Origin of the sequence: Dysgonomonas sp. Marseille-P4677, from assembly GCF_016652235.1 — a bacterium.
Classification (GTDB): Bacteria; Bacteroidota; Bacteroidia; order Bacteroidales; family Dysgonomonadaceae; genus Dysgonomonas.
Map to the genome: position 1 here is coordinate 93,763 of NZ_JAEPKU010000003.1, position 25,103 is coordinate 118,865.

The window sequence follows — 25,103 nt, forward strand, 5'->3', positions numbered from 1 at the left end:
TTCTTAATATATTTAATACCTTTACTAGCCAACTCTTTATTTTCTGTCATCCAAATGCAATGCCTGAAGGACAATTACAAAGGAATCGGAGTTCTGCAACCATAACATAATAAGATGTAAAGTAAACTTTAAATCAACAATAGAACCAGAAGCTTTTAGTAATAATATCATGAAAAAAGATGCCATTCACATAAAATACCTAATTACGAATGAACGGGATATAGAGTGGGGATTAACTGTAAATACTGTAGGGTTTCAACACATTGAGCCAGAGGAAGTATATCCTCCACAGAATCATCCTACACGATACTTATTCAACACAGACAAGGGCAGAATATTAGATGAGTATCAGCTATTATATATTACTCAAGGTCAAGGCGAATTTGTTTCGGCCAGTTGCAAAAGCCAAACTATTTCTGAAGGAAAGATGTTCCTCCTCTATCCGGGTGAATGGCATGCATATAAACCGGATAAATCTACGGGATGGAATGAATATTGGATTGGCTTTAGCGGTAAGAATATGGACAAACGTATTGATTCAAATTTCTTTAGTAAGCAAAAACCTATATTAAATGTCGGACTCCAAGACGAACTAGTTAATATGTTTTTACAGGCTATTGTTACAGCAAAGGAACAAAAAGCAGGGTTTCAACAATTTTTGGCCGGAACAGTCGACTATTTATTAGGTTATGCTTATTCATATAATAAATCTTCATCTTTTGAAGAAATGAGAATCGTCAAGCTTATAAATAAATCCAAACTAATTATTACAGAAAATATATATACTAATATTTCTCCCAACGAACTAGCATCAAGACTAAACATTAGTTATTCTTGGTTTAGAAAGATTTTCAAGCAATATACCGGTTTTTCTCCTATGCAGTATATCAATGAAATGAAGATCCAAAAGAGCAAAGAATTATTAACCAACTCCGACTTATCTAATATCGAGATTGCCGATAAGCTGGGCTTTGATAATCCCAATTACTTTTGCACTTTATTTAAAAAGAAGACAAAAGTAACACCAATGACATATCGGGTAATAACACAAGGTAAAAATATAATAATAAAAGATAGGATAGGATAATACCTAACAACTTATAATTACGCTAATAAAAACCATATTGTAATATCGCTTTCGTCTTATAAAGCATGTTATTCTTATTCCCGCCAAAACAGACATAGAAGTCTAACAAAATAATCAGTATCATATTTTGTAGTATTTATATCAAATGCATAAATGGGTTTTCTTTTGAGGTAGTTAATTTTACTTCAAATTAAATCTACAATGAATACCTCCAAGCACACCCATCACTTTTTCGCTTTTGACTTAGGTGCGACAAGCGGACGTTCTATTCTGGCGACCCTTTCCAACAACAAACTGGAATTAAAAGAACTAACCCGTTTCCCAAACAAAATAATTCGAATACATGATAAATACTATTGGGATATATTGGCTCTTTTTGACGAATTAAAAAACGGACTAAAAGCAGCCTCATCCATCGGAGTTAATATAGATGCAATCGGTATAGATACATGGGGAGTCGACTTTGTTTTTCTTGGAGGAGACGGCACTTTACTGAGTCAACCTCGATCTTATCGTGATCCATATACAAATGGAATACCCGAAGAATACTTTAAGATTATATCAAAAGAGGAGGTATATAATCTGACCGGCATACAAATAATGAATTTCAATAGTTTATTTCAAATATTTGCAGCAAAAAAGGAAAACTTTGCTGCATTAAACTCAGCAAAAGATTTATTATTTATGCCCGATGCATTGTCCTATATGCTTACAGGTAAAAAAATCTGTGAATATACAATTGCCTCTACATCACAATTACTAAATCCCAAAACAAAAAAAACGGAGAGTAAATTACTTGAAGCTATAAATGTTGATCCTTCCATTATACAGTCAATCGTAATGCCCGGACAAGTTGTCGGTTGCCTGTTAGATAGTGTAGCAAAGGAGTGTGACATTAAAAAGGTTCCAGTCATAGCTGTGGCAGGTCATGATACAGCATCTGCAGTTGTGGCAGTACCTGCCCAAGATGAGAACTTTGCATATTTAAGCTCGGGTACATGGTCGCTGATGGGCATAGAGGTCAAAGAACCTATTATAAATATTGATTCATTCGATATGAATTTTACGAACGAAGGAGGAGTAGAAGGAACAACACGTTTTTTAAAAAACATTACAGGGATGTGGTTACTGGAGCAGTGTAGGAAAGAATGGGAAAACACTGGGAAAATCTACACCTATCCTGAAATTGTAGCTATGTCCGAATCTGTTGAAGGATTCCAATCATTGATTGATCCCGATCATTCCTCTTTTGCCAATCCCGATAGTATGATTGATTCAATTATCTCTTTTTGTAGAGTAACAGATCAAAAAGCCCCTTATAGTGATGCTGAATTTATACGTTGTATTTTCGATAGCCTAGCTCTCAAATACAGATATGTATTAGAATGTTTGCAAAAGATGGCTCCATTCAAGATAGAGAAATTGCATGTAATTGGAGGAGGTTCACAAAACAATCTCTTAAATCAAGCAACAGCCAACTCAATCGGAATTCCCGTCGTTGCAGGGCCAAGAGAAGCAACCGCAATAGGTAATGTAATGATCCAGGCAAAAGGGCTCGGACTGGTTAGCTCATTACATGAGATACGACAAATAATAAATAATTCGATAACAACCGAAACTTTCTATCCACAAGATACTCTTTTGTGGCAAGGAGCTTATAACAGATTTATACAATACATCAAATAACAATCTTTAATCAATAAAACCATGAATAAAAGAGAACTCGTCCAAAAATCGTACGAAATAGCAAAGGAGCGTTATGCCAGTGTTGGGGTAGATGTAGATACTACTCTAGAAAAATTAGATAATCTGGCAATATCCATCCATTGTTGGCAGGCTGATGACGTTACAGGATTTGAAAATCTCGGAAACCTCGGAGGTGGAGGAATACAAGCTACAGGAAATTATCCCGGAAAAGCCCGCAACATAAATGAACTTCGTACAGATATAGAGAAAGTATTGACATTGGTGGGAGGAAAGAAACATCGCTTGAATCTGCATGAAATATATGGTGACTTTGGCGATAAAGTTGTCGATCGAGATCAGGTTGAAGCTTCTCATTTTACAAGTTGGATGCAGTGGGGTAAAGAAAAGGGAATTAAGCTAGACTTTAATTCTACATCATTCGGCCATTCTAAAAGCGGTGATCTTACGTTAGCTAATCCGGATAAATCTATCCGTGATTTTTGGATTGAACATACAAAACGTTGCCGTGCCATTTCCGAAGAAATGGGTAAATTCCAAAATGATCCATGCATCATGAATATTTGGATACATGACGGAATGAAGGATTTGACCGTGAATCGCTATAAATATCGCTCCTTACTGGAAAAATCTTTGGACGAGATATTCGCTAAAGAGTATAAAAACATGAAGGACTGTATAGAGTCTAAGCTATTTGGCATAGCCCTTGAAAGTTATACAGTAGGTTCACACGACTTCTATTTAGGATATGGTGCGAAGAAACAAAAAATGGTTACACTCGATATGGGTCATTTCCATTTATCGGAAAGTGTGGCGGATAAAATATCTTCCCTGCTCTTATTTACACCTGAAATCATGTTGCATGTAAGCCGCCCTGTACGTTGGGATTCAGATCATATAGTCATTCTTAACGATGAAACTTTAGAACTTGCAAAAGAAGTGGTACGCGCCGATGCTCTTGAGAAGGTGCACATAGGGCTCGACTTCTTCGATGCATCTATCAATCGTATAGGCGCTTATGTAATAGGTATCCGCGCCACTCAAAAAGCATTTTTACAAGCATTGCTGGAACCTCTGGGTCAACTACGAGAATATGAAGCAAACGGTCTATATTTCGAACGGCTCGCCTTATTGGAAGAATCTAAAGTTTTGCCATGGAATGCAGTATGGGATTACTTCTGTCTGAAAAACGACGTAGCAATCGGTGATGATTATATCGGAGAAATACAACAATACGAGAGAAATGTAACTTCCAAACGATAAGCAGATACAGATATGCTTACAACAAGAGCAGAACCCTCAATTATTCTTTAAAAAGGAGCTTGTTGCAAGTTATTTGTTTACTTTTTATTTATAAAAACAACTATGAATACAATTCTAGGCTTATTGATCATCGCCATCGGAAGTCTCGGACAATCGAGTTCTTATGTACCTATAAAAAAAATAAAAGATTGGTCGTGGGAGTCTTTCTGGCTAGTGCAAGGAATCTTCGCCTGGCTGGTATTTCCCTTATTAGGAGCCTTACTTGCCATACCCGACGGACAAAATCTCCTTGATCTCTGGGCTTCGGGGGGAGCTATCAAAGCTATTATATTTGGGATACTTTGGGGCGTTGGTGGCCTTACCTTCGGATTGAGTATGAGATACCTCGGCGTAGCATTAGGACAGAGTATTGCTTTAGGCACTTGTGCTGCTTTCGGTACATTGTTTCCTGCATTACTATATGGAAAGGACTTGCTACACGGCGAAGGAGTGATGTTGCTTATCGGAGTTTGCATAACCCTTGCTGGTATTGCCATTATCGGCTATGCAGGCAGCCTCCGCTCTAAGAATATGAGTGACGAAGAGAAAAAAGCAGCTGTTAAAGATTTTGCCCTAACCAAAGGTCTACTAGTTGCACTACTTGCCGGGATTATGAGTGCCTGTTTTGCACTTGGACTTGAAGCCGGAATACCCATCAAAGAAGCGGCTCTTAGCAAAGGTGTAGAACCTCTTTTTGCCGGATTACCGGTCATCTTTCTAGTAACATTAGGAGGCTTTATGACTAATGCTACTTACTGCATTCAACAGAACATAAAGAACAAGACAGGTAAAGAATATCTATCTGTTCCTAAGAAAATATTAATTAATAATATTTTGTTTTGTGCTCTGGCCGGAGTACTTTGGTACTCTCAATTCTTCGGATTGGAAATGGGCAAAAGTTTTCTAACCGAGAGCCCTATTTTACTGGCTTTTTCGTGGAGTATACTAATGTCATTGAACGTATTATTTAGCAATGTATGGGGAATAATCCTAAAAGAATGGAAAGGAGTAAATAAATCGACTATCACTGTACTGATAGTCGGATTAATCGTTCTTATTTCATCTATTATCGTTGTAGCTATGGCTCAAGATTAATGTAATCCGAATAATAGCTTATTTAAAATGAGTACACAACATCAATTATAAACATAATATGAAATCAATATTAGATAATCGCCCTGAACTAACTAAACGGATAAATGAAGTAGCTGAAGTTGCAGGGTATTTATGGCAAAAAGGATGGGCAGAACGTAACGGAGGTAATATAACTATAAATATCACTGACCTTGCAGACGACGAAATAAAGAATCTTAAACCCATAAGTAAAGTAATACAAATAGGTAAACCCCTGCCTCATCTAAAAGATTGTTATTTCTTTTGCAAAGGGACAAACAAACGTATGCGTGATCTTGCACGATGGCCAATGGATAACGGTGCTGTAATTAGGATTCTGGATGATTGCAGCAGCTATGTAATAATAGCTGACAACCCTGTAGCCCCAACGTCTGAGTTGCCATCTCACTTGTCTATGCACAATTATCAGATCGAGATTGGTTCAGGCTATAAAGCAGCCTTGCATACCCACCCTATTGATCTGATCGCAATGACTCACAATCCGGCTTTTCTTGAAAAGGATAAGCTAACTTATCTATTGTGGAGCATGATTCCCGAAACAAGAGCCTTTTGCCCCAAAGGTTTAGGAATCATTCCTTACAAGATGCCAAGTTCAATTGAATTGGCAGATGCTACAGTAGAGATGCTGGCAGAATATGATGTGGTAATGTGGGAAAAGCATGGAATCTGCGCTGTAGCTGAAAATATAATGGAGGCATTCGATATGATCGATACCCTCTCCAAATCAGCGCAAATTTATCTAACCGCTAAATCAATGGGATTTGAACCTGAAGGAACATCAATGAAAGATATGGAAGCCTTAAAAATTGCGTTTAACTTGCCTAAATAGATATTATTTTTCAACAAAAGAGCCTAATATTATAGAATTATGAAGCAAAAAGCAGTCGGTTTTTGCTAACCACGAATATCATTCGTAACTTTATGACAGAATGGAACACATTCCTTATAATCTATAAGGGCGGTATTTTATTTTATAATCATATATAAAGCTAAGAATTATGTTTGATATTTTTGATCTCTATCCATGGTTATTGCCTATAGTAATATTTTTAGGTCGCATTTGTGATGTTACACTAGGAACCTTACGTATTATCTTTGTCTCGAAAGGAGAAAGATACAAGGCACCCCTTGTTGGATTTGTGGAAGTATTTATTTGGGTAGTAATAATATCGCAGATATTTGCTCAAACCAATAGTATTGTTTCGTATTTAGCATATGCAGCAGGTTACGCAGCAGGTAACTACGTTGGAATACTTGTAGAGAATAAAATAGCATTCGGATACCAACTTCTACGTGTATACACGAAGAAAGAAGGGACTGAATTAATAAAAGCCCTTAATAAGATAAACATTGGTGCTACTTTTATAAAAGGAGAAGGAGCCATATCCGCCGTTCATATTGTAGAAATAGTCATTAATCGAAAATCGTTGAACGAAGTCATAAATATCATATCTTCTTTCGATCCCGATGTATTTTATCTTGTAGAGGATATTAGGTATAAGAAAAAAGGAATTTTTGCATCTAAACATTGAAAAACAAATTAAACAACCGAAGCACAGCCAGTCAGAAATCTATTTTGTTTAAAGGCCAAGAAGGAGTTCAGTTACTGTTTATTTACTAATGATTCCAAATTTAGCACATTAGTCTTTGTAACCGGATTTTAGGCATTTATTACTCCTTTACAAATCAACAATAGTCGCTAGAATTATTATGAAACTCACCTAACAATTTGCATACCCTCAGGAGCATCAACATCAGTCTTTATAGTTCCATCTGCAAGTTTCTCATGTTTCACTTTTATCATACCATGAGGTGTAGGAAAAGTTCCTTCAACCCACTTCAGATTTCCCAAATGCGGCTTGATTTCCACCTTTTTAAATCCAGGTTCTAGCGGGTATATACCAAGCACATAGCGACTAAGCCACGGTGTTGGTCCTGATGCCCAGCCATGACAAAAGCTATGCCTTAATCCTTTATAACAATAGGCTCCACCATCGGCATGTATATCATATTTTCCAACAGGAACAAATTCATCTATACGTGATGCTTTCTCCAAATCGCTGAATGTAAGATCTTCCCAAAAGGTCGTGGCTCCCAGATCAAGCATTCCACCCCAATAATCCGAAATAATTTCCATCGCTTTGTCATATTTTCCTGCTTTAGCTAACGATTCAAGCATATAGTAACCATAAAACGTAGAAAATCCATTAGCTCCATTTTTAGAAACAACCTTCTCCGCATCTTGAACATTCAATATTCCCGCTAAAGCGAGCAAGGATGCTGCTTGTTTATTATTTTTATGATTAGGAACATATTCTCGCAATCTTTTCACAGCTTCATTACATGTATTTGCCAGATTTTTGTCATCAAGCCATCCCGCTATCTCTGTGGCTGCCTCAAGGCTCAAGATGGTCATGGCCTGTAGACCTGCATGAATTACATCTGGATTTTCGGACGTAGGCCAATCTAAAAATCGAGTGCCGCCGTGCAAGTTCTCTTTATTTCCATCTATATTTCTGATAACCTGCTCTACTAAACCTTCAAGGTAAGGATACTGTTGTTTAAGATAATTGTAATCGCCTTGGTAATTATATAAATCACAATGTATAATAATCCACCACAAAGAATACGAGCACATACCATTCATCCATCCGGGCAGAGGAGTATTGTCACGTGCAAAATCAAGACTCTTTTTCACTACATTTTGATCGCCAAAAACACTATTCACCGTCATTACTTCCGGATGGAGATCGCCCAGCCAGACCAAACGGTCACGCTTAATCCCATCCCACAAATAATTTTGCATATTTAGATGAACCGTATAAGCTCCCATTTGCCAGATATTGTTTAATCGTTCGTCGCTCGACTTAAATGAGCCCAAGTATGGAATGTCCCTATATCTAAAAGCCGCTCTAACTGCAGCCAGAGGTAAATCTACATCTTTATCAATAAGGTCTATACGTGCAAACCTAAAACCGGACTCACCTATTTCCATAGTGCCCAGCCATGGAATATAAGTAATAAAATCCCTCATAGCATGGTCATTAGTAGCAGAAGATGTATCTACATCGCTCATAGCTTCACTTACAGATTCCCCTAGCCTTATTCTAACTCTTATAGGTGCTTGCGTCCCCCTTATTGCAGCTGCAATTTGTATTCCTCCCTGAAATTCTTTCCCAAAATCAAGAAGTATAGATGCAGAACCTCCATCTTTAGTACTTAAAACGCATATTTCTTCGGAATTAACAGCCACCTGTCCGGAGAATGGTTTTAATAAACGTTCTACTGCCCTCACATTTCTCCCGGAAGTATCTGAAGTCCACATTATTCTCGACGGAGTAATATAACTTACGATCATCTCATCTTTTTGCCATGGATTATTATAAGAAGTCTCTTCTATATGACGAATAGATTGGGCATAGCTTGTTCCAAAGAAAATATTTCCAAGAATGATAAAGAATAGGATGAATCTTTTAATATTCATATTTTAAGAGTTTTGCATACAGATATAGCAATTTATACAAAGATACTTATCTAAGCATATATCTTAATTGATGATTTTGATTTAAATACTTTACAAAATGGCATTTTGACTGAATCCAATGATTGCAAATAAATATATAATCCTACTATTGATTACTGCTCTGCATCTATGGTTATTTTAGAGAAATAATTATCTTTGTTGATAATAGAGTAAAACCACTTTGTTCACATAGTACCCACCTATTTTCATTTGAAAAAAAATGAAAATCAAAATCACATATAATCAATGAGTTCAAATCAGGAAAGTGCTTCCCGATGGCTGAGTAAAAAAATAGCTGAAGCGAAAGGTGCATATATTTCAGCTTCTTTACTTACTATTTTAAGCGCGGGATGCTTTGTTATTTTTTGCTGGTATCTGTCGGAATTTGCAGCTTCGTGGCTCAACAACGGACTGCTTCAATCTAATGTATTACTATATGCATTAGCCTTCCTTACAGGTAGATATATTTTTGCCCATTTTGCATCACAATTTAATTATAAGGCAGGAAATATTATTGTTTCCAAAGTCAAAAAAAAACTTTATCCAATATTATTAAATAACAGCCAATTAGATTCTGTAGCAGGCACTCTCTATGTTACCAGAATTAGTGAAGACCTCAAACCCTTCTATGCTTTTTTTATCCCATATGCAATAGCATCAGTTCTAGTTAGTGGTATGTTGTTGATAGTTAGTTTTTGGATGGAAAAATGGGTGGCTATAGCCCTTTTGGTCTCGTTAATTGTTATCCCGATGCAAATGATCGTTATCGGCATAGGGGCTGAAGCCCTACATAAAAAGCATATCAATCTCTTTTTAAGATATTCAGCAGTATTTTACAATCGTCTTCAGACTATTGCCGAAATAATCAATTTAGATAACTTCAAACCTCAATATCGTTTTCTGTCCGAAAAAAGCAAAGAATTAAACAAAGCTACTACCAATGTAATGAGGGTAGCTATACTATCGTCGGCAGTACTGGAACTTTTTGTCACAATCTGTATTGCCATTGTTGCAATATATCTGGGGATGAGCCTTCTGGGAATCATGTCCGGACCTAGCTATGGGAAGGGTTACAATTTTCGGACTGCATTATTTTTGCTCACACTAGCCCCTTATTTCTTCTTTTACTTGCGAAAATTTGTGAGTGCTTACCATGATAGAAACAAAGCTGTGGCGTCGGCAAAACTACTGATGCCTATACTAAATGAAAATATTGATAGCACTCCGACTGATATAAATGAGGGACTTATCAATTTTGAAATCAACAACCTGAATTTCGCTTATCCTGATTCACCCGTAAAAGTTCTTCACAATATCGATCTTAAACTACCTCTGAAAGGACTGGTATTGGTAAAGGGTATTTCGGGATCAGGGAAATCTACTTTATTAAAAATATGCACCGGAAGTTTGTCTGTTCAAGAAGGAGTAGTTTCTGTGAATGGAAAAGAAAATAAATGGTCTCAACAATGGTTGAGAGCCAATTCTTCTTACATGAATCAATTTCCATTCATTTTTGACGGAACATTGCAATACAACGTTTTTCTTGAGAAAGAAGATAAGTCCAGTCAACATCCTGAGTTTCTGGACAAAATTCTTGCTAAAAAAGAGGACGGTTGGCAAACTACACTAAGTCACAATGGAAAACAACTCTCGGGTGGAGAAAAACAATTAGTCACACTTGCACGGATGATGCTACACCCAAGGCCAATAGCTATTCTGGATGAGCCTACAGCGAATCTGGATGTTGATACTATTGAAATTATTTTACCACAAATTATGAAATTGGCTGAAGATAGATTAGTTATTGTCGCCTCTCACGAAAAGATGTTCGACAATGTTGCCGATACAATTGTTAATTTAAATTGGGGGGAACAGATGAGTTATGAATAAATTTATTACAATATATATATTACAGCCTTTAGCTGGCAAATGGTTACGAGGCTTTTTGCTATTACTGCTCTGGACTATAGCATTTATTGCACTACCTGCTATTTCGGGATGGTTTTTGGCTATTTGTAGTGTAGTATTTATTACTGCAAATACCACATTTTCGTATTTAGTTCCGTCTGCCATTATCCGTTTAATGGCATTCCTTCGTACTGCTATGAGGTATTTCGAACGTTTGGAAAACCACAAAACCACGCTAGACGCTCAACAAAGCCTACAATTGAGAATATTCCAATCGGTAGCCAAATTTCCTTATTTTAAAAAGCAAGTTAATAATAACTCAACACTACTTGAGAATAGTACGCATGGCATTGATCAAATATTAAATCACATTCTTTTATGGATTTTGCCATTTACTGCGCTAATACTTTCTCTCAGTATCTACTTTTTCTTTCTCACTGTATTTTCGAAGGCTATAGCTATAGAATTTTTAATTTCGTCCTCCATTCTCCTGTTTATTGTACCTCAATTAATTTTTCAAAAAAACAGAAAACTCTATGGAGAATTAAAAATACATCGTGAGGATAATAATCAGGCACTGATACAAAGCTTTAGAGGCCGGATAGAAATATCGAAATACAATTTGGAAGAGAAAGCTATCGAACAGTATGAGCAAAGATTGTTGCAGCTTGAGCAACTGGAAGATAAACTGCAAACTAATTCATTCTGGCTCCAATTTATTGCCGGACTCGGATTTAGTTATATTGCTGCATTTTTGCTTTGGAGTTCACGTCATCATGGTATAGATGCTCCGACAGCAATCGGTATTTTCTTCGGTATCATGGCACAAGCAGAACTGGCAGAAATGCTTTTTTCAGGAAAATCGGAAAAAAGTGCGGTAGCCCATCAAATAAAAGATGTTGACACTATTATAAAGCAAGGAGAACAACCTGTAGAAACAGTGGAGATTCATTCCACCCTGGAAAACTTAAGCTTAAAGAACCTGAGTGCCAAAATACCTGAGACATCCGTACTCACCTCTGAGATGTCGTTAGAGATAAAAAAAGGAGAATGGATTGCACTTTTCGGAGAAACAGGAAAAGGAAAAACTACTTTACTGAATAGTCTCTTTTATCCCGAATATCGCCAAAATGGCTTATTGATATGGAATGAGGATTCAGAACTCTTACATCTACCTGTACCTGAGTGTATCTACGTCACACAAAAAGCCTATTTGCTAACCGGAACATTACGTGAAAACTTCGAAGGATACCCTGACGAAGCGATTGAACAAGTATTAGACACCGTTGATCTGACGAGCTGGCGTTTGTCTCTTCCCGATGGTTTGAATAGCTGGCTAGGAGAAAACGGTGAAACATTAAGTGGTGGACAACGGAAAAAGTTATTGCTGGCACAGGCTCTACTCAAAAAACCACAGTTATTAGTAGTAGATGAACCTACAGCGGGAATTAGTTCTGAAAATGCTATTGCCATTTTTCAAAATATCAAACGCTTGTATCCTGATATTTCTATTCTGATGGCCACTCATCTGAAAGATTTTGAATGTGTAGCAGATAAAGTCGTAAGAATTTAAAAATGAGCATTTAAAAATAGAACAGGCTGTTTCCGTATCGAAACAGCCTGCTACTTTTTATGAAAGATTTATTGTATAACAATCTTATATTCCGAAAGAAAGTCTCAATTTTAGACCAACAGCAAATAAATTTACTTTATTTGTTATTTCCACTTCATTATTATCGATCGTATAAAAAGAATTCAACATACTGTTATGGATATAATCTTCAGGAAGAGCTGTATTATATTGAATAAGACGTTCTCCGTTCTTCTTTATATCATTCAATCCATAATCGCAATAAATACCGGTATAAAGATTCATATTATCAGATAAAGGCCACCTGAAACCCGTTTCCAGAGATAATATATATACAAGATTTAAGTCAAGGTTCCCTTTTTTGTTCTGACTTTTGAATGAACCAAATCCCATGAAATAAGGGTCGTCCTGTATCGGATTCTCCCATTCCGGATAATATCCATAGTTATCGAAATCGACATTCTCCACTGTCATCTTTTTAGATACAGGGATACCTATCTTAAATCCTCCTGCTATATAATACTTGGTGCTGTTAAAAGCATGGTTTTGAAATTGTGCCATTATGGGGATATTAAGAAATGCTGATTTCTGATCTTCTCTATATTTATTTGCGGATGTATGATAAATAAAATCAAATTCCCCATCGTTTGCATTATATGAATCTGTGAACTCACTAATAGAAGATTCTCCATGATAAAAAGCCATTTCCAGACCTGAGAGCAAGCTCCAATTTTCGTTGATATGATAATTGTAACCAATACCAAAGGCTCCCCCTGCTTTATTCTCTGAATCACCTACATTCAGATCACTCTTCAGCGTTGATAAGCCTCCACTTCCCCATACCGAAATCTCATGGTTAGATAGACTTTGTGCAGGAGCAATAGCATAGGCAGATATGCCTATCGCCATCATTATTATATATTTATTAAACATGTTATATACTTGTTTTATTATTTTACAATAATAGTTGAACTGTCTGTAAGTCCGCTTGAAACGACTCTTACTATATAAGAACCCGGAGCTGCCGGCATTCTCACCGAATTATATTTCCCCTCAATATTGCGACTGTTAATCGGCATTCCATTCAAGCTAAAGATCTCAATTTTTGCATTTTTAATTAAATCTTCATCCGCATCTATTTCTATAGTTATTGTTCCGTTTGCCTCTACAGGATTTGGATACATTTTAATTTCAGATTTAGAGAGAGTAACCCGAGAAGCACATGTGCGCAAGTTTTTACCATCAGTCGTTGTCACTTGAAGATAATACTCCGAATCCTCACTTAACAGCATATCTCTGCGAGGACCGGCCGAATAACTAGCCTTATTCCCAACCAGCAAGCCATCCTTATACCATTTGTAATCCGAAAACTTAAACCCTCCATTAGTAGAACTATTATTGTTAGCTATCATAGTATTATTCCATCTTATAACTACTAATTGAGAAAAATCAAAATACTTCTCAATTTTAATTACATATGATTTTTCCATGTCAGGATCAATATCCGATTTTATTGAAAACGGAATATCTTGTATACCGGGACGGCCTATCGACTCTAAGATTGTATTGTTTGAGACCTCTTCTCCCTTGTAAAATATCTTCGAACCATTATCTTCCGTCTCTATTGTTATACTGACGTCATTCGTTCCACACATGGCATATACAGTACTAATATCATCCAGAATGACATTATTGACAGTTATTGATTTTATTTTTACTTCATCAGTATACACTTTCAAGGTGATAGTGTCACTTGAGACTTCTCCTTCAGTATTTGAAACTATGCAATAATACTGGCCCGCATTAGCTGAAGAAGCATCATTGATATTCAGGTATATTGATGTTTCATTAGCTAATTTAATCTTGTCTTTATACCACTGATAGGAAAGAGATCCTCCTGTAGCTTCGATATTAAATGTAGCATCATCTCCGACAAATACTTCCGTCGATATCGGTTGTTGCACTATTTTGGGAACAGTAATTACCTCTACTTCTTTTTCGATTCTATATACTCTTGCGTCTTTACTTGGAACAGAATAAGAAATGGAACTTCCATCTAATGAAACAGATTCTCCGGTCCATAGTTCTTTTATTCCTTTCACCAAATCTGCCGCGACACCCAGTCTGTTTAGAGAGACAGATCCTGATAACGTTCCAGTACTATTGAAATTGAATACAACGAGATAAGTATAAGTTGCGTCGCTATACGTAAATAAATTCTCAGATTTGTCATAGTCCTCAGCTTTGTAACCTTCGACCGGATAGAATGATTTTCCGATTTTAGCGATAGCATTAATATCTGCATTTGTAGCAATCTTAAGATCTCTGTCACGTATAGCCTGAGAGCCTTTATATGTACCTTTAAGGCTCATGTTATCTCCCAGCATATATAATCCGGTAATAGCCCCGGAAGTTATTCTGGCCCGGTTCTCTCCTTCACTATACAGATTCCTGGAATCACGATCATGAAATATCAAATGATCGGCGTCATTAAATGAATATACTCTGTCGAGCCACCATCCGAAAGATAAACTGTTAAGCATATAACCGGTATGAGAATCGTGTTCCGACATTTGGCCCCATGTATCGCAGCTTATACGTCTCGAATTTCCATATTGCGCCGGGAATCCCGGTGCTATAGATAATGCTAAAAACATATCATCTCCGCAGAGCTCTGTCAGATACTTCATGCCATAATTGTAGGCTTGTACTCCAGTTGTTACATTAGAATCGTAAAAAGAATCGGCCTCAAGAGTTCCATTATTGATAAAGTCGAGTTTTATATATTTGAATCCCCAAGTTTTAAATCTGTTAATCTGATACTGCATATACATTTTAGTCCCCGGATGTGTTGGGTCTAAGGCTCTGGATTCTATTTTTATTGGAGCTCCATTTGAATACAGATAAACATCCTTGTATTTATATTGCCCGTTAGTGCCGTCAAGAGATCTTTCTCCGTCTGCACCCCAATCCGAAAACGGAGTCCAGTAAATACCAGCTTCCTGCCCATTTGCTTCACAATGTTTTACAAAGTCTATGAGTTGCTGCTCATTAAAATTCATATCCCACCAAGAGTCGAGACCTATGAATACAGTATTGCTGTCAAAACTTTTAGGCTTCAACTGTTCTTTTATAAAATCAGAGATGTCGGTAACCCCTTCATAGTTTACATTCGTTTCCATTCCGGCCCAACTATTCCATCCAAACGGAGTTCCTTTTTCCCATTTACGAGGAGGTGCTATAATAGCATTCGCTTCTCCAAATTGTTCGAGACCTTTTCTCCAATCTTCGAAATAGCCGATCATCACTTTAGGTGATTTCAATGACTTACCTTTTATTTTACCATGCTCTGTTTTTGTTGTACCTATATCACGTGTCAGCTTATGAGTAATTCCCCCAAAACAAGATAACTTATCAATGTATCTGTTATCGGAAGCAGAGAAGCGTACCCCGGTTTTCCAAGTATCATGCTCTACCGATCCAATAACTAATCCATTACGTTGTTCACCATTATATATTGCCGTAACTTCAAATGACAACGAATCTATATTTAAGGCATATGCGCCATATCGCACAAAACCATCATTGTCGAATGGAATAGTTAATATCCTATTGCTTGAGCTTTGTTGTAAAAACGAGTTACGAGTATTAGTAACTACAGGAGCTATATAATTGCTTGAAATATTATTTTCCGATTTAATAAAAGCTTCAGTCAGAAAATAATCTTTGCTATCATAGAAATAGAATACCTGCTCTATATTAGGCATTTCGGTTTGTCCGTCGTAGGTCAAAGTATATTTTTTTCCCGTTCCAAAATCGTCTGTAATACTTTCTTCCTCAAGTGAAGGAGTATTGTAACTATTACTTTTTAGGACTCTATTATCCTCTTTTGCCTCTACATATACACCTTGAAGAATAGACTTCCCTTTGTTGAGATATTCTAGCGTATGTGTATCTTTGTCGTATACAACATCCCAATTATTATATGAAAAAGCGACATTGGAATCATCTGCTGTTGTAGAAGTTGCAAACTCACTGGTAAGCTTACCTTGATCTATGGTTTGTACACCCCACTGGTAATTGTCGTGCGGAAGATTTATAGTATAGGATGTCGTATTTATAGCACCCGAAATATCAGATATTTTGAGCTTACCTGTCGATATGTCTACAGGAAGAACAGAAATCAACTCTCCATTCGATTTTTTTATATATAGATTATAACGAAGGGATATAGATGGGGTTTCAGCATCAGTTGCCACATCCCAAGAAAATACGTACCTACCTCCCGAAAATTTAGACTTGAGATTGGCTGGAGCCTGAGGCTTTGTATTTTGAGGAAAATCTTTATTATTTTTCCATATTTTGAGTGATGGAGGCCATCCTCCCATAACTGTTATATCCGGAAAACCATCATTGTCGGCATCTGCAATGCTTACTACCGCTCCAGATCGCACAGTTGTAATTTTGTTTGATTGCCCCTCAAATGTTTTGTCTCCTTTATTCAAATAAATATATGTTCCACTCACACTACCTTCGCCTGCTAGTACAAAGTCCATTTTACCATCAGAATTAAGGTCCGCCATATCTCCACCTCCCTTTACCAACGGTATGATGCCTACATCTGCGCCTTTCTTCTGTTCGTAGTTAATTGTTGTTCCCGAATGAGACTGGTAGAAGAATACATCTGTATTTTTTGTCCAAGATCCACCATCATTCCGTTCCCCATTAGTTATAATATCAAGGAATCCGTCTCCATTAAGATCGCCCACAAAAGTCTGTCCCTTTTGCGTATGACCTGATTGTGCTATACTCTGAGACCAATTAGATTTACTAAAAGTTCCATCTCCATTGTTTATATACATAAAGGAATATGCATCATTAACCCCGTTGTACCAACCATTAGCTAATATATCTAAGTAACCATCATTGTTAAAATCAGCAAAAACAGTTCCCCCGCTACTTAGCTTATCAAAGTCTTCTCCATCAACAAGTGTTGTTTGGCGGGTAAACGTTCCATTTCCGCCATTGTTCTTATAAAGAGATACGTATCTTTCTCCATCAACCTCTCCTGTCAACAGAACATCCTGATATCCATCATTATTATAATCGCCTACTGTAATCACACCCGCATATTGTCCTTCTTCTCCCGGGTACACAGCACCAAGGCCGGTATTATTCACTAACTCAAATTTATAAGACCCATTAGATCCTTTATTCTTATACAAGTGAATAAACATGTCGTTAGAGCCGAAACCTCCTACAGTTCCCATATAAATAAGATCTAGATTCCCATCGTTGTTATAATCTATCCACGCAAATGCTGTATTATAAACACCGGACACTTGCAACCCCAATGTTTGTAAATCGGTAATATTATTAAAACCAGAGGCGGAATTAGTCATTAATATCCCATGCTGATTCCAACTCTGATCGCGACCTAATGATACGAGGTCTAATAATCCGTCATTATTATAGTCTCCCCATACAAAATTACCTCTAAAAACTTGAGGTATTTCATTGGGCGTTACATCTGTAAAACCCGGGAAACCGGTCTGTGCATTAAGCCCTAGAAATGATACTAGAGATAAGCTGAATGCTATCAGGTTTTTCTTTATTTTTAATATTCTCATAATATTGTGATTTATATACTTAATGAGTGTATAAACTTAATCTGAATGTTCATATTTAAATTTTGCTTATACAAAATCATTATATTATTTTTAGTTAACCGCTTCTATTTCTATAATTCTACTTGTCAAACGATTGGTTGATAGTATGTCAAGACCTATTTTCATAAGATAATCTCCTGAATATAAATTTTCGTTACAAGGCAATTGGGATTTTTGGTTTGGCATCAAGTTTATCTCTTTTACTTTGTACATTTTGTTATTATCGAGTCCTTGCAATTTGACTGGAAATAAGTCCTCTCCATATCTAGGGTATATATCATACGCATATACTACAGCTTTGTTTTTTTCTCCGTTTACATACATTACTGAGGCGTGATTGTTTTCATATGGCGATATTAAACGGTAAAGATCACCGTCAAATACTACTTTCTTTATTTTATTGTAATTCTGAACAGCATTTTTACAAAAGATTTGATCATTCTCACCCAATTCTTTAATGTTTATATCAAATCCCATTTTACACATCATGGCAACATCTACCCTGAATTTTACACTTGTATTTTTATTCCAGCTTGTCACATGTGCCGCCATAGCTTTTGCGGGAAAGAAATGAGAATATCCCCATTGAATAAATATGCGTTCGATAGGATCGGTATTGTCACTACACCAGAATTCAGTAAAATATTGCAGGGCATTATAATCGGAACGACCTCCTCCTCCTGAACATAGCATCATCGGTAGATCAGGGTATTTGGCTTTTATTCTGTCTAATACGCTATACAAGCTTTTTACATATTCTATATACAGGTTGTTCTGTTTACTTTTCAGATAAGGAGAATAGATATTTGTTATTGGGCTGTTACAATCCCACTTAAAATATGCTATGTCCGGATTTTCTGTCATTAATTTATCAATAATATTAAAAACATAATCCTGTACCTTAGGGTTGCTTAGGTCTAGAACAAGCTGATTCCTAAAATAGTATGGTTCTCTGTTTGGAAGCATGATGACCCAATCGGGATGCTTATCGAATAATTCGCTTTTAGGGCTTATCATTTCCGGTTCTATCCAGATTCCAAATTTTACACCTGTCTTATTTGCAACATCTACCAGATTGTGCACTCCGTTTGGAAGCTTCTTCATATTCACATCCCAATCGCCAAGTCCTTGTGTATCGCTGTTTCTTGGATATTTATTCGCAAACCAACCATCGTCCAACAAAAACATATCAACACCCAAATCTTTAGCTTCTTGCATCAGAGCTGTTAGCTTAGGCTCATCAAAATCAAAGTATGTAGCTTCCCAGTTATTCAATAAAGTCATTCGCCCTTTTTGGCCATCTTTAAGCTGATATTTACGCGCCCATTTCTGTATATTACGGCTCCCTTGACCTTTTCCTTTTTGACTCAGAGTGAATACAAATTCCGGAGTTTTGAATACTTCATTTGGCTCAAGTTGATAGTGTGACGCATCAGGATTAATTCCAGATATCACCCGAAGATTATTTAAGTTATCTACTTCGAACGTAAATCGAAAATTCCCTGTCCAACTCAATGTTCCCATCAATACGGTTCCTTCATTTTCTTTTGCATTCTGATCTAGTCCTAATGTAAAAAAAGGAGGAGTAAACATGTTAGCTCTAGCGCCTAATTTGGTATCAATAATTTTTTTGCCGAAATTTAAATCTATCGAACTTTCACGTACCTCTTTAGCCCAATCTCCGGCATATTCTGTTAAGTGGTAGCTCGAATTGCGAAGATAGAGCATCGATGATGCGAATTGATTTAAGGTTACAGCCTTTTTTTCTTGATGCTTAATTTCGGTCCAAGACTTAATAATATTCTCGTCATGAAAAGCTTTATAAAACAATTTTACTTCAACCGGATATAACTCATCCTTCAGAATTATTGTTGTCAGATCAACATTACTATCTATCTGCTCTCTGGAATGTGACACATACTTTAATATAGTTGTAAGATTTCCATCATTATGCTGAATCGCAAAAGCCGGTTCGAAATAAGTATCCGATCCTGAAACCGGATATACCTCCCAACTCATGCCATTCGTCTGGGAACGTAAAGAAACATTAGAATACTCTTCCGTTTTTTTGAGTTTCTCTCCTAAGTAAAGTTGAAATAACCGTCCGTTATCGGCGGTTTGCAAAACTAAATCAGTTTCATTTGTTGATATTTTAATTGTTATAGGCTCGGCCTTTATTGTTATTATTCCAAAAATCGCGATTATAAGTACAAATATCTTTTTCATATTCTATTATTTTTACTCGTCATTAGATAATCTAATGACGAATAATGAGATAACTAAACTTGTTTTTTATTATTAATTATATCCTGGGTTTTGATTCTCTTTTGTCATATCGGGATTCCTTTCAATTTCGGAAGTCGGAATTGGCAATCTCATATGATATGATTGTATTTTATTCGATTCGCGAGTCCACCTATTACGTTTTTTCACCAGTTCTACATACTTTCCTGTCCGAATGAGATCTATACGGCGCCAATACTCTGCAAATAATTCACGGATGCGTTCGTCCATCACTCTATTTCTAAATTCGTCTTTCGACATACTGCTCCACGCTTTATCGGAAGGGAGAGTTCCGCCCCAAGCTCTGGCTCGCACTTCGTTTACAACATTCGCTGCATCTGCTACGCGCCCTGTTTCACTCAAGCACTCGGCATAGCATAATTTTATGTCACCAAGGCGAAGTATATGTATGTTTTTCCCTGAATACCACATATTATTGATCCCATTTCCTGATTTATTATCGGTACGATAATCTTCATATTTTTTAATATGAGGCTTTAATTCATCGTGATCGGCTCCAAGGCCCTCCCATAGGATATTGCTATAGTCGGGGGTCACACCGTTATAAGTAAAATCGTAGCGGATACTTTCGTTTTTACGCAAATCTCCATCTTCCCATAGTCCTTCATTGGCTACAGTCTCATATGCAAATTCTGTAGGAACTATCTTGTCGTATCCGGAAAAGTAACATCCATCTCCAAAAAATGACTGAACTGCTCTTGATCCAACCTGAAATTGAATCTTATTATTGCTTGGATAAACATTATTGTACTGGAGAGCTAAAATTGATTCTGCCGTATTTGGTTTATTGTAGTCAAAAAGATCGGCAAAATTTACCAGCGTATATTTATCCATCATTTGTTCAAAGCAATCTATCGCCTTTCCAAAATCACGCAACCCGGTTTCTTCCGGAGCCGACATGTAAACTTTACCTAAAGTAGCCCATGCAGCCCATTTATTAGCTCGTCCGACTCCATTACTTTCGGGAAGAAATTTAGCCGCATTATTCAAATCGGCGATTATAAAATTCCAAATATCGGTCAAAGGTTGACGTCCATCCCCTAGTTCCGCTTCCCGGGACTTATCTTTAATAGGAATTTCACCCCAATACATAGTCATTTCGAAGGTGAAAAAAGCCCTCAGAAAGCTGGCTTCTCCATAGATTTCCGCAGCTTTAGAACCTTCTGTCAAATCATAATTGTATTCTATTCCCCGAATAACTTTGGCGGCTTCATTTATCATCGGCCATCTTGCATCCCATTGTGATGAAACAATATTTAGGTCAGCATTTAGATTCCCATCGAAACGGTCAAAACTACCCCGTTGCGCATTATCCTTCATTTGAAAAGCACCTTGCTGTACTTCGTCAGTTCCCATCATTAGAATCAGCCCCTGTTCGTCGGACCTTAAGTCGTTCCATGAGGAGTAAATTCCACCAACTACCGATTCTATAAGTTCAATATCAGAATAAACAGTTTCTTCTGTCGGATTTTTCTTGCTTTCTTCATCCAGGAATCCGGAACAAGATGTTATTAATAGTGTGAAAATTAATAACCGGGCGTATTTATTTATCTTATTCATAATGTTCAATATTAATTATTTCAAAAAGTTATATTAACTCCAAATACATACATCCTTGATGGTGGGTATCCCCAATCACCAAACTCGGGATCCATCCCTTTGTATGGGGTAATAGTAAACAAATTAGAAGCTGTGAAATATGCCCTCAGACTTTCACAATAAAAAGGAGTCAACAATTTTTTCGGGAATGTGTATGAAAGGGTTAATGTAGACATTTTCAGATAAGATGCATTCTGAACAAAAGAGTCTAATTCATATGGATTGTATCTGTTATAACCACTCGCGTTAGTAATAGCTTTAGGAATTGAGGTATCGGTATTTTCAGGAGTCCATCTGTTTAATAGATCTATTGTAGCCACACCGGTGCCTGTACTTCCCAACAACGATTCATAATAATTTGATATTTTTTTCGCTCCGTACGAGTATGTAAATATTGCATTTAGACCAATGCCTTTATAATTTACATTAGTTGAGAAACCACCATAAAATTTAGGGTCTCTTTTTCCAACTATGACATAATCATCATAGTCTACAACTTTATCACCATTAGTGTCTAAAGCAAATAGATCACCTAATTCGACTGTTTTGCCATTATAGTTAACTCCCTGCCATATATTTCGATTCCAGGTTTGAGCAATTCCTCCTGACTTAAGTATATAGATAGAATTTAACGATTCGTTAAGAAATAAGTTTCCTTCACGATCCGGTACTTTCAGTATTCTTGTTACGTCATCATAAAACGATTTCACTTTATTCTTATCAAAAGAAATATTTCCTGCTATATTCCATGTTAAATCCCGTTGTTTGATAATATCCGCATCTAACGATATCTCAATTCCTTTATTCTCCACAGATCCTATATTTTGCCAAGTATCTGTATAACCTGAAGATTTTGCAAGTGTACGAAGAAGTAAGAGATCGTCATTATTAATATAAAAGGCATCGACTGATATATTCATACGGGAATTCCAAAACATCATATCTAATCCGATATTTGTTTGTTTTTGCTTTTCCCAAGTCAAGTCTGCAGTACCTCTCAATCCATCATTTTTCAGAGATGGTTCTCTGTAATCATTATCTTTAATATTAAATACCGTTTTATACAATGTTCTGTACGCATATTCCGATATATCCTGATTTCCCACTACCCCGTATCCCGCACGAAGTTTTAATTGATCAAAAATCGTCTGTTCTTTCATAAAACTTTCCGATGCGATATCCCATGCTACGGAGAATGAAGGGAATGTACCCCATCGGTAGTCTGAAGCAAATTTAGACGAGCCATCGCGTCGAACCGTACCTGTAAACATATATTTGTTATCGTAGGAATAGGTTGCCCTCAAGTAATATGATAACAATGAACTCGTTGTAAAATCTGAGTCAATATTTGTTTTATCCAAAGCTGCCGCACCTCCAAGATTGTAATACAACATACCATCACTAGCGAATCGTTGACCTTCTGCTTTTGTATAATTTCTTGTTTTTTGGCTCGAAGACATTCCTAATACTCCGGATACTCTATGTATATTGGAGAATGTACGATTGAAAGACACTGTATTGTCCCACTGCCATCCGAAATCACTCCATCTTTCGTGTTTAGCTCTTGCGTCACCACTTGTATGTCTTATCGATTCCTGAATATTACTTGGGGTATATTCGAACCATGATTGATCGGCGTAGTCGATGGACAAAGAAGTTCGAACATCAAACATATTCAGAAGTTTCAAATTTACGAAGTTGGAAGATGTTATACGATTTCGTATTCTATTGCGGGTAACATCTTGTGAGTTAAAAGGGTTGTAGTTATTATTACTCTCTCCGCTACGTGCCCGATAATAGATAGTTAGATACTCTTCATTATATTTTGTTGCCGGATCCATATACGGAGTATAATCTAACATAGGGTTAGCATACATAGCTTTATTGAAAACATCATCCGATGGAATTTTGTCTCTTAATCGATTGTATCCTGTATTTGTTCCTACCTTTAACCAAGGCTTGATATTGTATTCTACATTGATACGCCCTGTATATCTTTCTTGTGTTGTTCCCTTTACTAATCCGTCTACATTGGCATAACCAAAACTTAGATAAAATGATCCGTTATCGGTTCCATTCGAAAAACTTACCGTATGATTTTGCTCTATCCCGGTTTGAGTCACTTTATCTAACCAGTCATAACTGTTCCCCGACAAATATGTATCGAATTCCTGTTGAGAGAAGGCAGTACCTCCGGGTTGTAAAAGTGTGTTTTGGATATAATCTTGGCGGTTTGCTCCCGGATTCTCATACAAATATCCATTAGCAAATGCATCTATACGAAGATCTCCAAGCTGCTGGGCATTCATTGTCTTAGGTCGATCTGCGAATGTTGTAAAACCGACCCATCCGTCATACGATGCTTTACCTATTCCTTTCTTTCCTTTTTTAGTAGTGACAATAATAACTCCATTTGCACCTCTCGATCCGTAAAGAGCTGTAGCGGAGGCATCTTTCAGTACTTGGATCGACTCTACATCATTGACATTGATGGAATTAAAACCTCCCTGATTATTTTCGATAACCATTCCATCGATAACATATATGGGATTAGAACCAGAATTGATAGTATTTGTCCCTCTAATTTTCACTGATGAATCATCACTTGGTTTAAAAGACGGATTGACAAAAACCCCTGACACCCGCCCTTGTAGAGCCGCATTAATATTAGTTACAGGTTTTTCTGATAAAGCTCTACTGTCTACTTGCGACAGTGCCCCGGTCAAGTCACTCTTTTTCATGACTGCCCCCACAACAACTACCTCGTCTAATTCCAAAGAATCCTCTTCCATCGAAATATTGATAATTGTTTTACCGGAAGTATCTATCAATTGAGATGTATAACCAATCATCGAAAATTGGATTTTAGCTCCTTCAGGTACTTCAATACTATAGCGACCTTCAATATCAGTAATTGTTCCAATTGTGGTATTGGGTATTGTCACTGTAACACCTGCGAGTGGTCCCAGATTGTCCGAAACGGTTCCAGTTATTTTCCGGGTAGATTGTTGCGTAATACTTCGTGTGTTATTATCCGATGCAGCTACATGATTTGCAGACAGATAGGATACTCCCAAAAGACAACACAGCAAAAGAATAATTTTTTTTCTGTTATCCATAAGAATATTTTTGGTATTAAAAATTTGAGTTAACTATCCTACTTAAGATTTTAAGGTTATCCCTTATATCGGGATATTATGATTCAGTACAAATGAATTTCTTTTATTCTGAACATCAGAGTAGAGAATTGTCAAAATATACAATTTTAGTTCTATTATAGTC

The 25,103-nt window shown here is 36.7% G+C and carries 14 protein-coding genes; 8 read left to right on the plus strand and 6 right to left on the minus strand.

From position 1 onward, the window contains the following. Nucleotides 1–169: 169 nt before the first annotated feature. From JGH11_RS01815 to JGH11_RS01840, 6 genes are all read left to right on the plus strand, one after another. Nucleotides 170–1,087, plus strand: coding sequence for a helix-turn-helix domain-containing protein (locus JGH11_RS01815; protein ID WP_201109853.1), 918 nt, complete (start codon nucleotides 170–172; stop codon nucleotides 1,085–1,087). Between the two features lie 201 nt (nucleotides 1,088–1,288). Further along, entirely contained in the window at nucleotides 1,289–2,773 is a 1,485-nt protein-coding gene (locus JGH11_RS01820; protein ID WP_201109854.1) for a rhamnulokinase family protein, read from the plus strand. 21 nt (nucleotides 2,774–2,794) lie between these two features. Beyond that, the gene (locus JGH11_RS01825; RefSeq protein WP_201109855.1) at nucleotides 2,795–4,054 is read left to right on the plus strand and encodes an L-rhamnose isomerase; all 1,260 of its coding nucleotides are present in this window, start codon (nucleotides 2,795–2,797) and stop codon (nucleotides 4,052–4,054) included. Nucleotides 4,055–4,156: 102 nt separating this feature from the next. Further along, nucleotides 4,157–5,188 carry an L-rhamnose/proton symporter RhaT gene (gene rhaT, locus JGH11_RS01830; RefSeq protein ID WP_201109856.1) on the plus strand — a complete coding sequence of 344 codons (1,032 nt, stop codon included), beginning with the start codon at nucleotides 4,157–4,159 and terminating at the stop codon, nucleotides 5,186–5,188. A 58-nt stretch (nucleotides 5,189–5,246) separates the two neighbouring features. Next, nucleotides 5,247–6,056 (plus strand): rhamnulose-1-phosphate aldolase, encoded by an 810-nt coding sequence (gene rhaD, locus JGH11_RS01835; protein WP_201109857.1) that lies wholly within the window; start codon nucleotides 5,247–5,249, stop codon nucleotides 6,054–6,056. Nucleotides 6,057–6,225: 169 nt separating this feature from the next. After that, nucleotides 6,226–6,759 carry a DUF2179 domain-containing protein gene (locus tag JGH11_RS01840; RefSeq protein ID WP_201109858.1) on the plus strand — a complete coding sequence of 178 codons (534 nt, stop codon included), beginning with the start codon at nucleotides 6,226–6,228 and terminating at the stop codon, nucleotides 6,757–6,759. A gap of 185 nt (nucleotides 6,760–6,944) precedes the next feature. On the opposite strand, the gene JGH11_RS01845 is transcribed toward JGH11_RS01840, so the two are convergent. After that, on the minus strand, nucleotides 6,945–8,711 hold the full coding sequence (locus tag JGH11_RS01845; RefSeq protein ID WP_201109859.1) for an alpha-L-rhamnosidase C-terminal domain-containing protein: 1,767 nt from the start codon (nucleotides 8,709–8,711) through the stop codon (nucleotides 6,945–6,947). A gap of 285 nt (nucleotides 8,712–8,996) precedes the next feature. Here JGH11_RS01845 and JGH11_RS01850 point away from each other — a divergent pair, with 285 nt between their 5' ends. Both JGH11_RS01850 and JGH11_RS01855 read left to right on the plus strand, forming a co-directional pair. Further along, nucleotides 8,997–10,640, plus strand: a complete 1,644-nt coding sequence (locus JGH11_RS01850) for an ATP-binding cassette domain-containing protein (protein ID WP_201109860.1) — start codon at nucleotides 8,997–8,999, stop codon at nucleotides 10,638–10,640. Then, a complete protein-coding gene (locus JGH11_RS01855; RefSeq protein ID WP_201109861.1) occupies nucleotides 10,633–12,231 on the plus strand; it encodes an ATP-binding cassette domain-containing protein in 1,599 nt (532 codons plus the stop codon). Before JGH11_RS01850 ends, JGH11_RS01855 begins: the two co-directional genes overlap by 8 nt. Before the next feature lie 84 nt (nucleotides 12,232–12,315). Here JGH11_RS01855 and JGH11_RS01860 read toward each other — a convergent pair whose 3' ends face one another. From JGH11_RS01860 to JGH11_RS01880, 5 genes are all read right to left on the minus strand, one after another. Further along, nucleotides 12,316–13,182 (minus strand): outer membrane beta-barrel protein, encoded by an 867-nt coding sequence (locus JGH11_RS01860; protein WP_201109862.1) that lies wholly within the window; start codon nucleotides 13,180–13,182, stop codon nucleotides 12,316–12,318. A 17-nt stretch (nucleotides 13,183–13,199) separates the two neighbouring features. Then, nucleotides 13,200–17,879: an FG-GAP-like repeat-containing protein gene (locus JGH11_RS01865; RefSeq protein ID WP_201109863.1), complete on the minus strand. Its 4,680-nt coding sequence runs from the start codon at nucleotides 17,877–17,879 to the stop codon at nucleotides 13,200–13,202. 90 nt (nucleotides 17,880–17,969) lie between these two features. After that, the gene (locus JGH11_RS01870; RefSeq protein WP_201109864.1) at nucleotides 17,970–20,144 is read right to left on the minus strand and encodes an alpha-galactosidase; all 2,175 of its coding nucleotides are present in this window, start codon (nucleotides 20,142–20,144) and stop codon (nucleotides 17,970–17,972) included. A gap of 72 nt (nucleotides 20,145–20,216) precedes the next feature. Beyond that, nucleotides 20,217–21,782 (minus strand): RagB/SusD family nutrient uptake outer membrane protein, encoded by a 1,566-nt coding sequence (locus JGH11_RS01875; RefSeq protein ID WP_201109865.1) that lies wholly within the window; start codon nucleotides 21,780–21,782, stop codon nucleotides 20,217–20,219. A gap of 20 nt (nucleotides 21,783–21,802) precedes the next feature. Then, nucleotides 21,803–24,940, minus strand: a complete 3,138-nt coding sequence (locus JGH11_RS01880) for a TonB-dependent receptor (RefSeq protein ID WP_201109866.1) — start codon at nucleotides 24,938–24,940, stop codon at nucleotides 21,803–21,805. Between the last annotated feature and the right edge of the window lie 163 nt (nucleotides 24,941–25,103).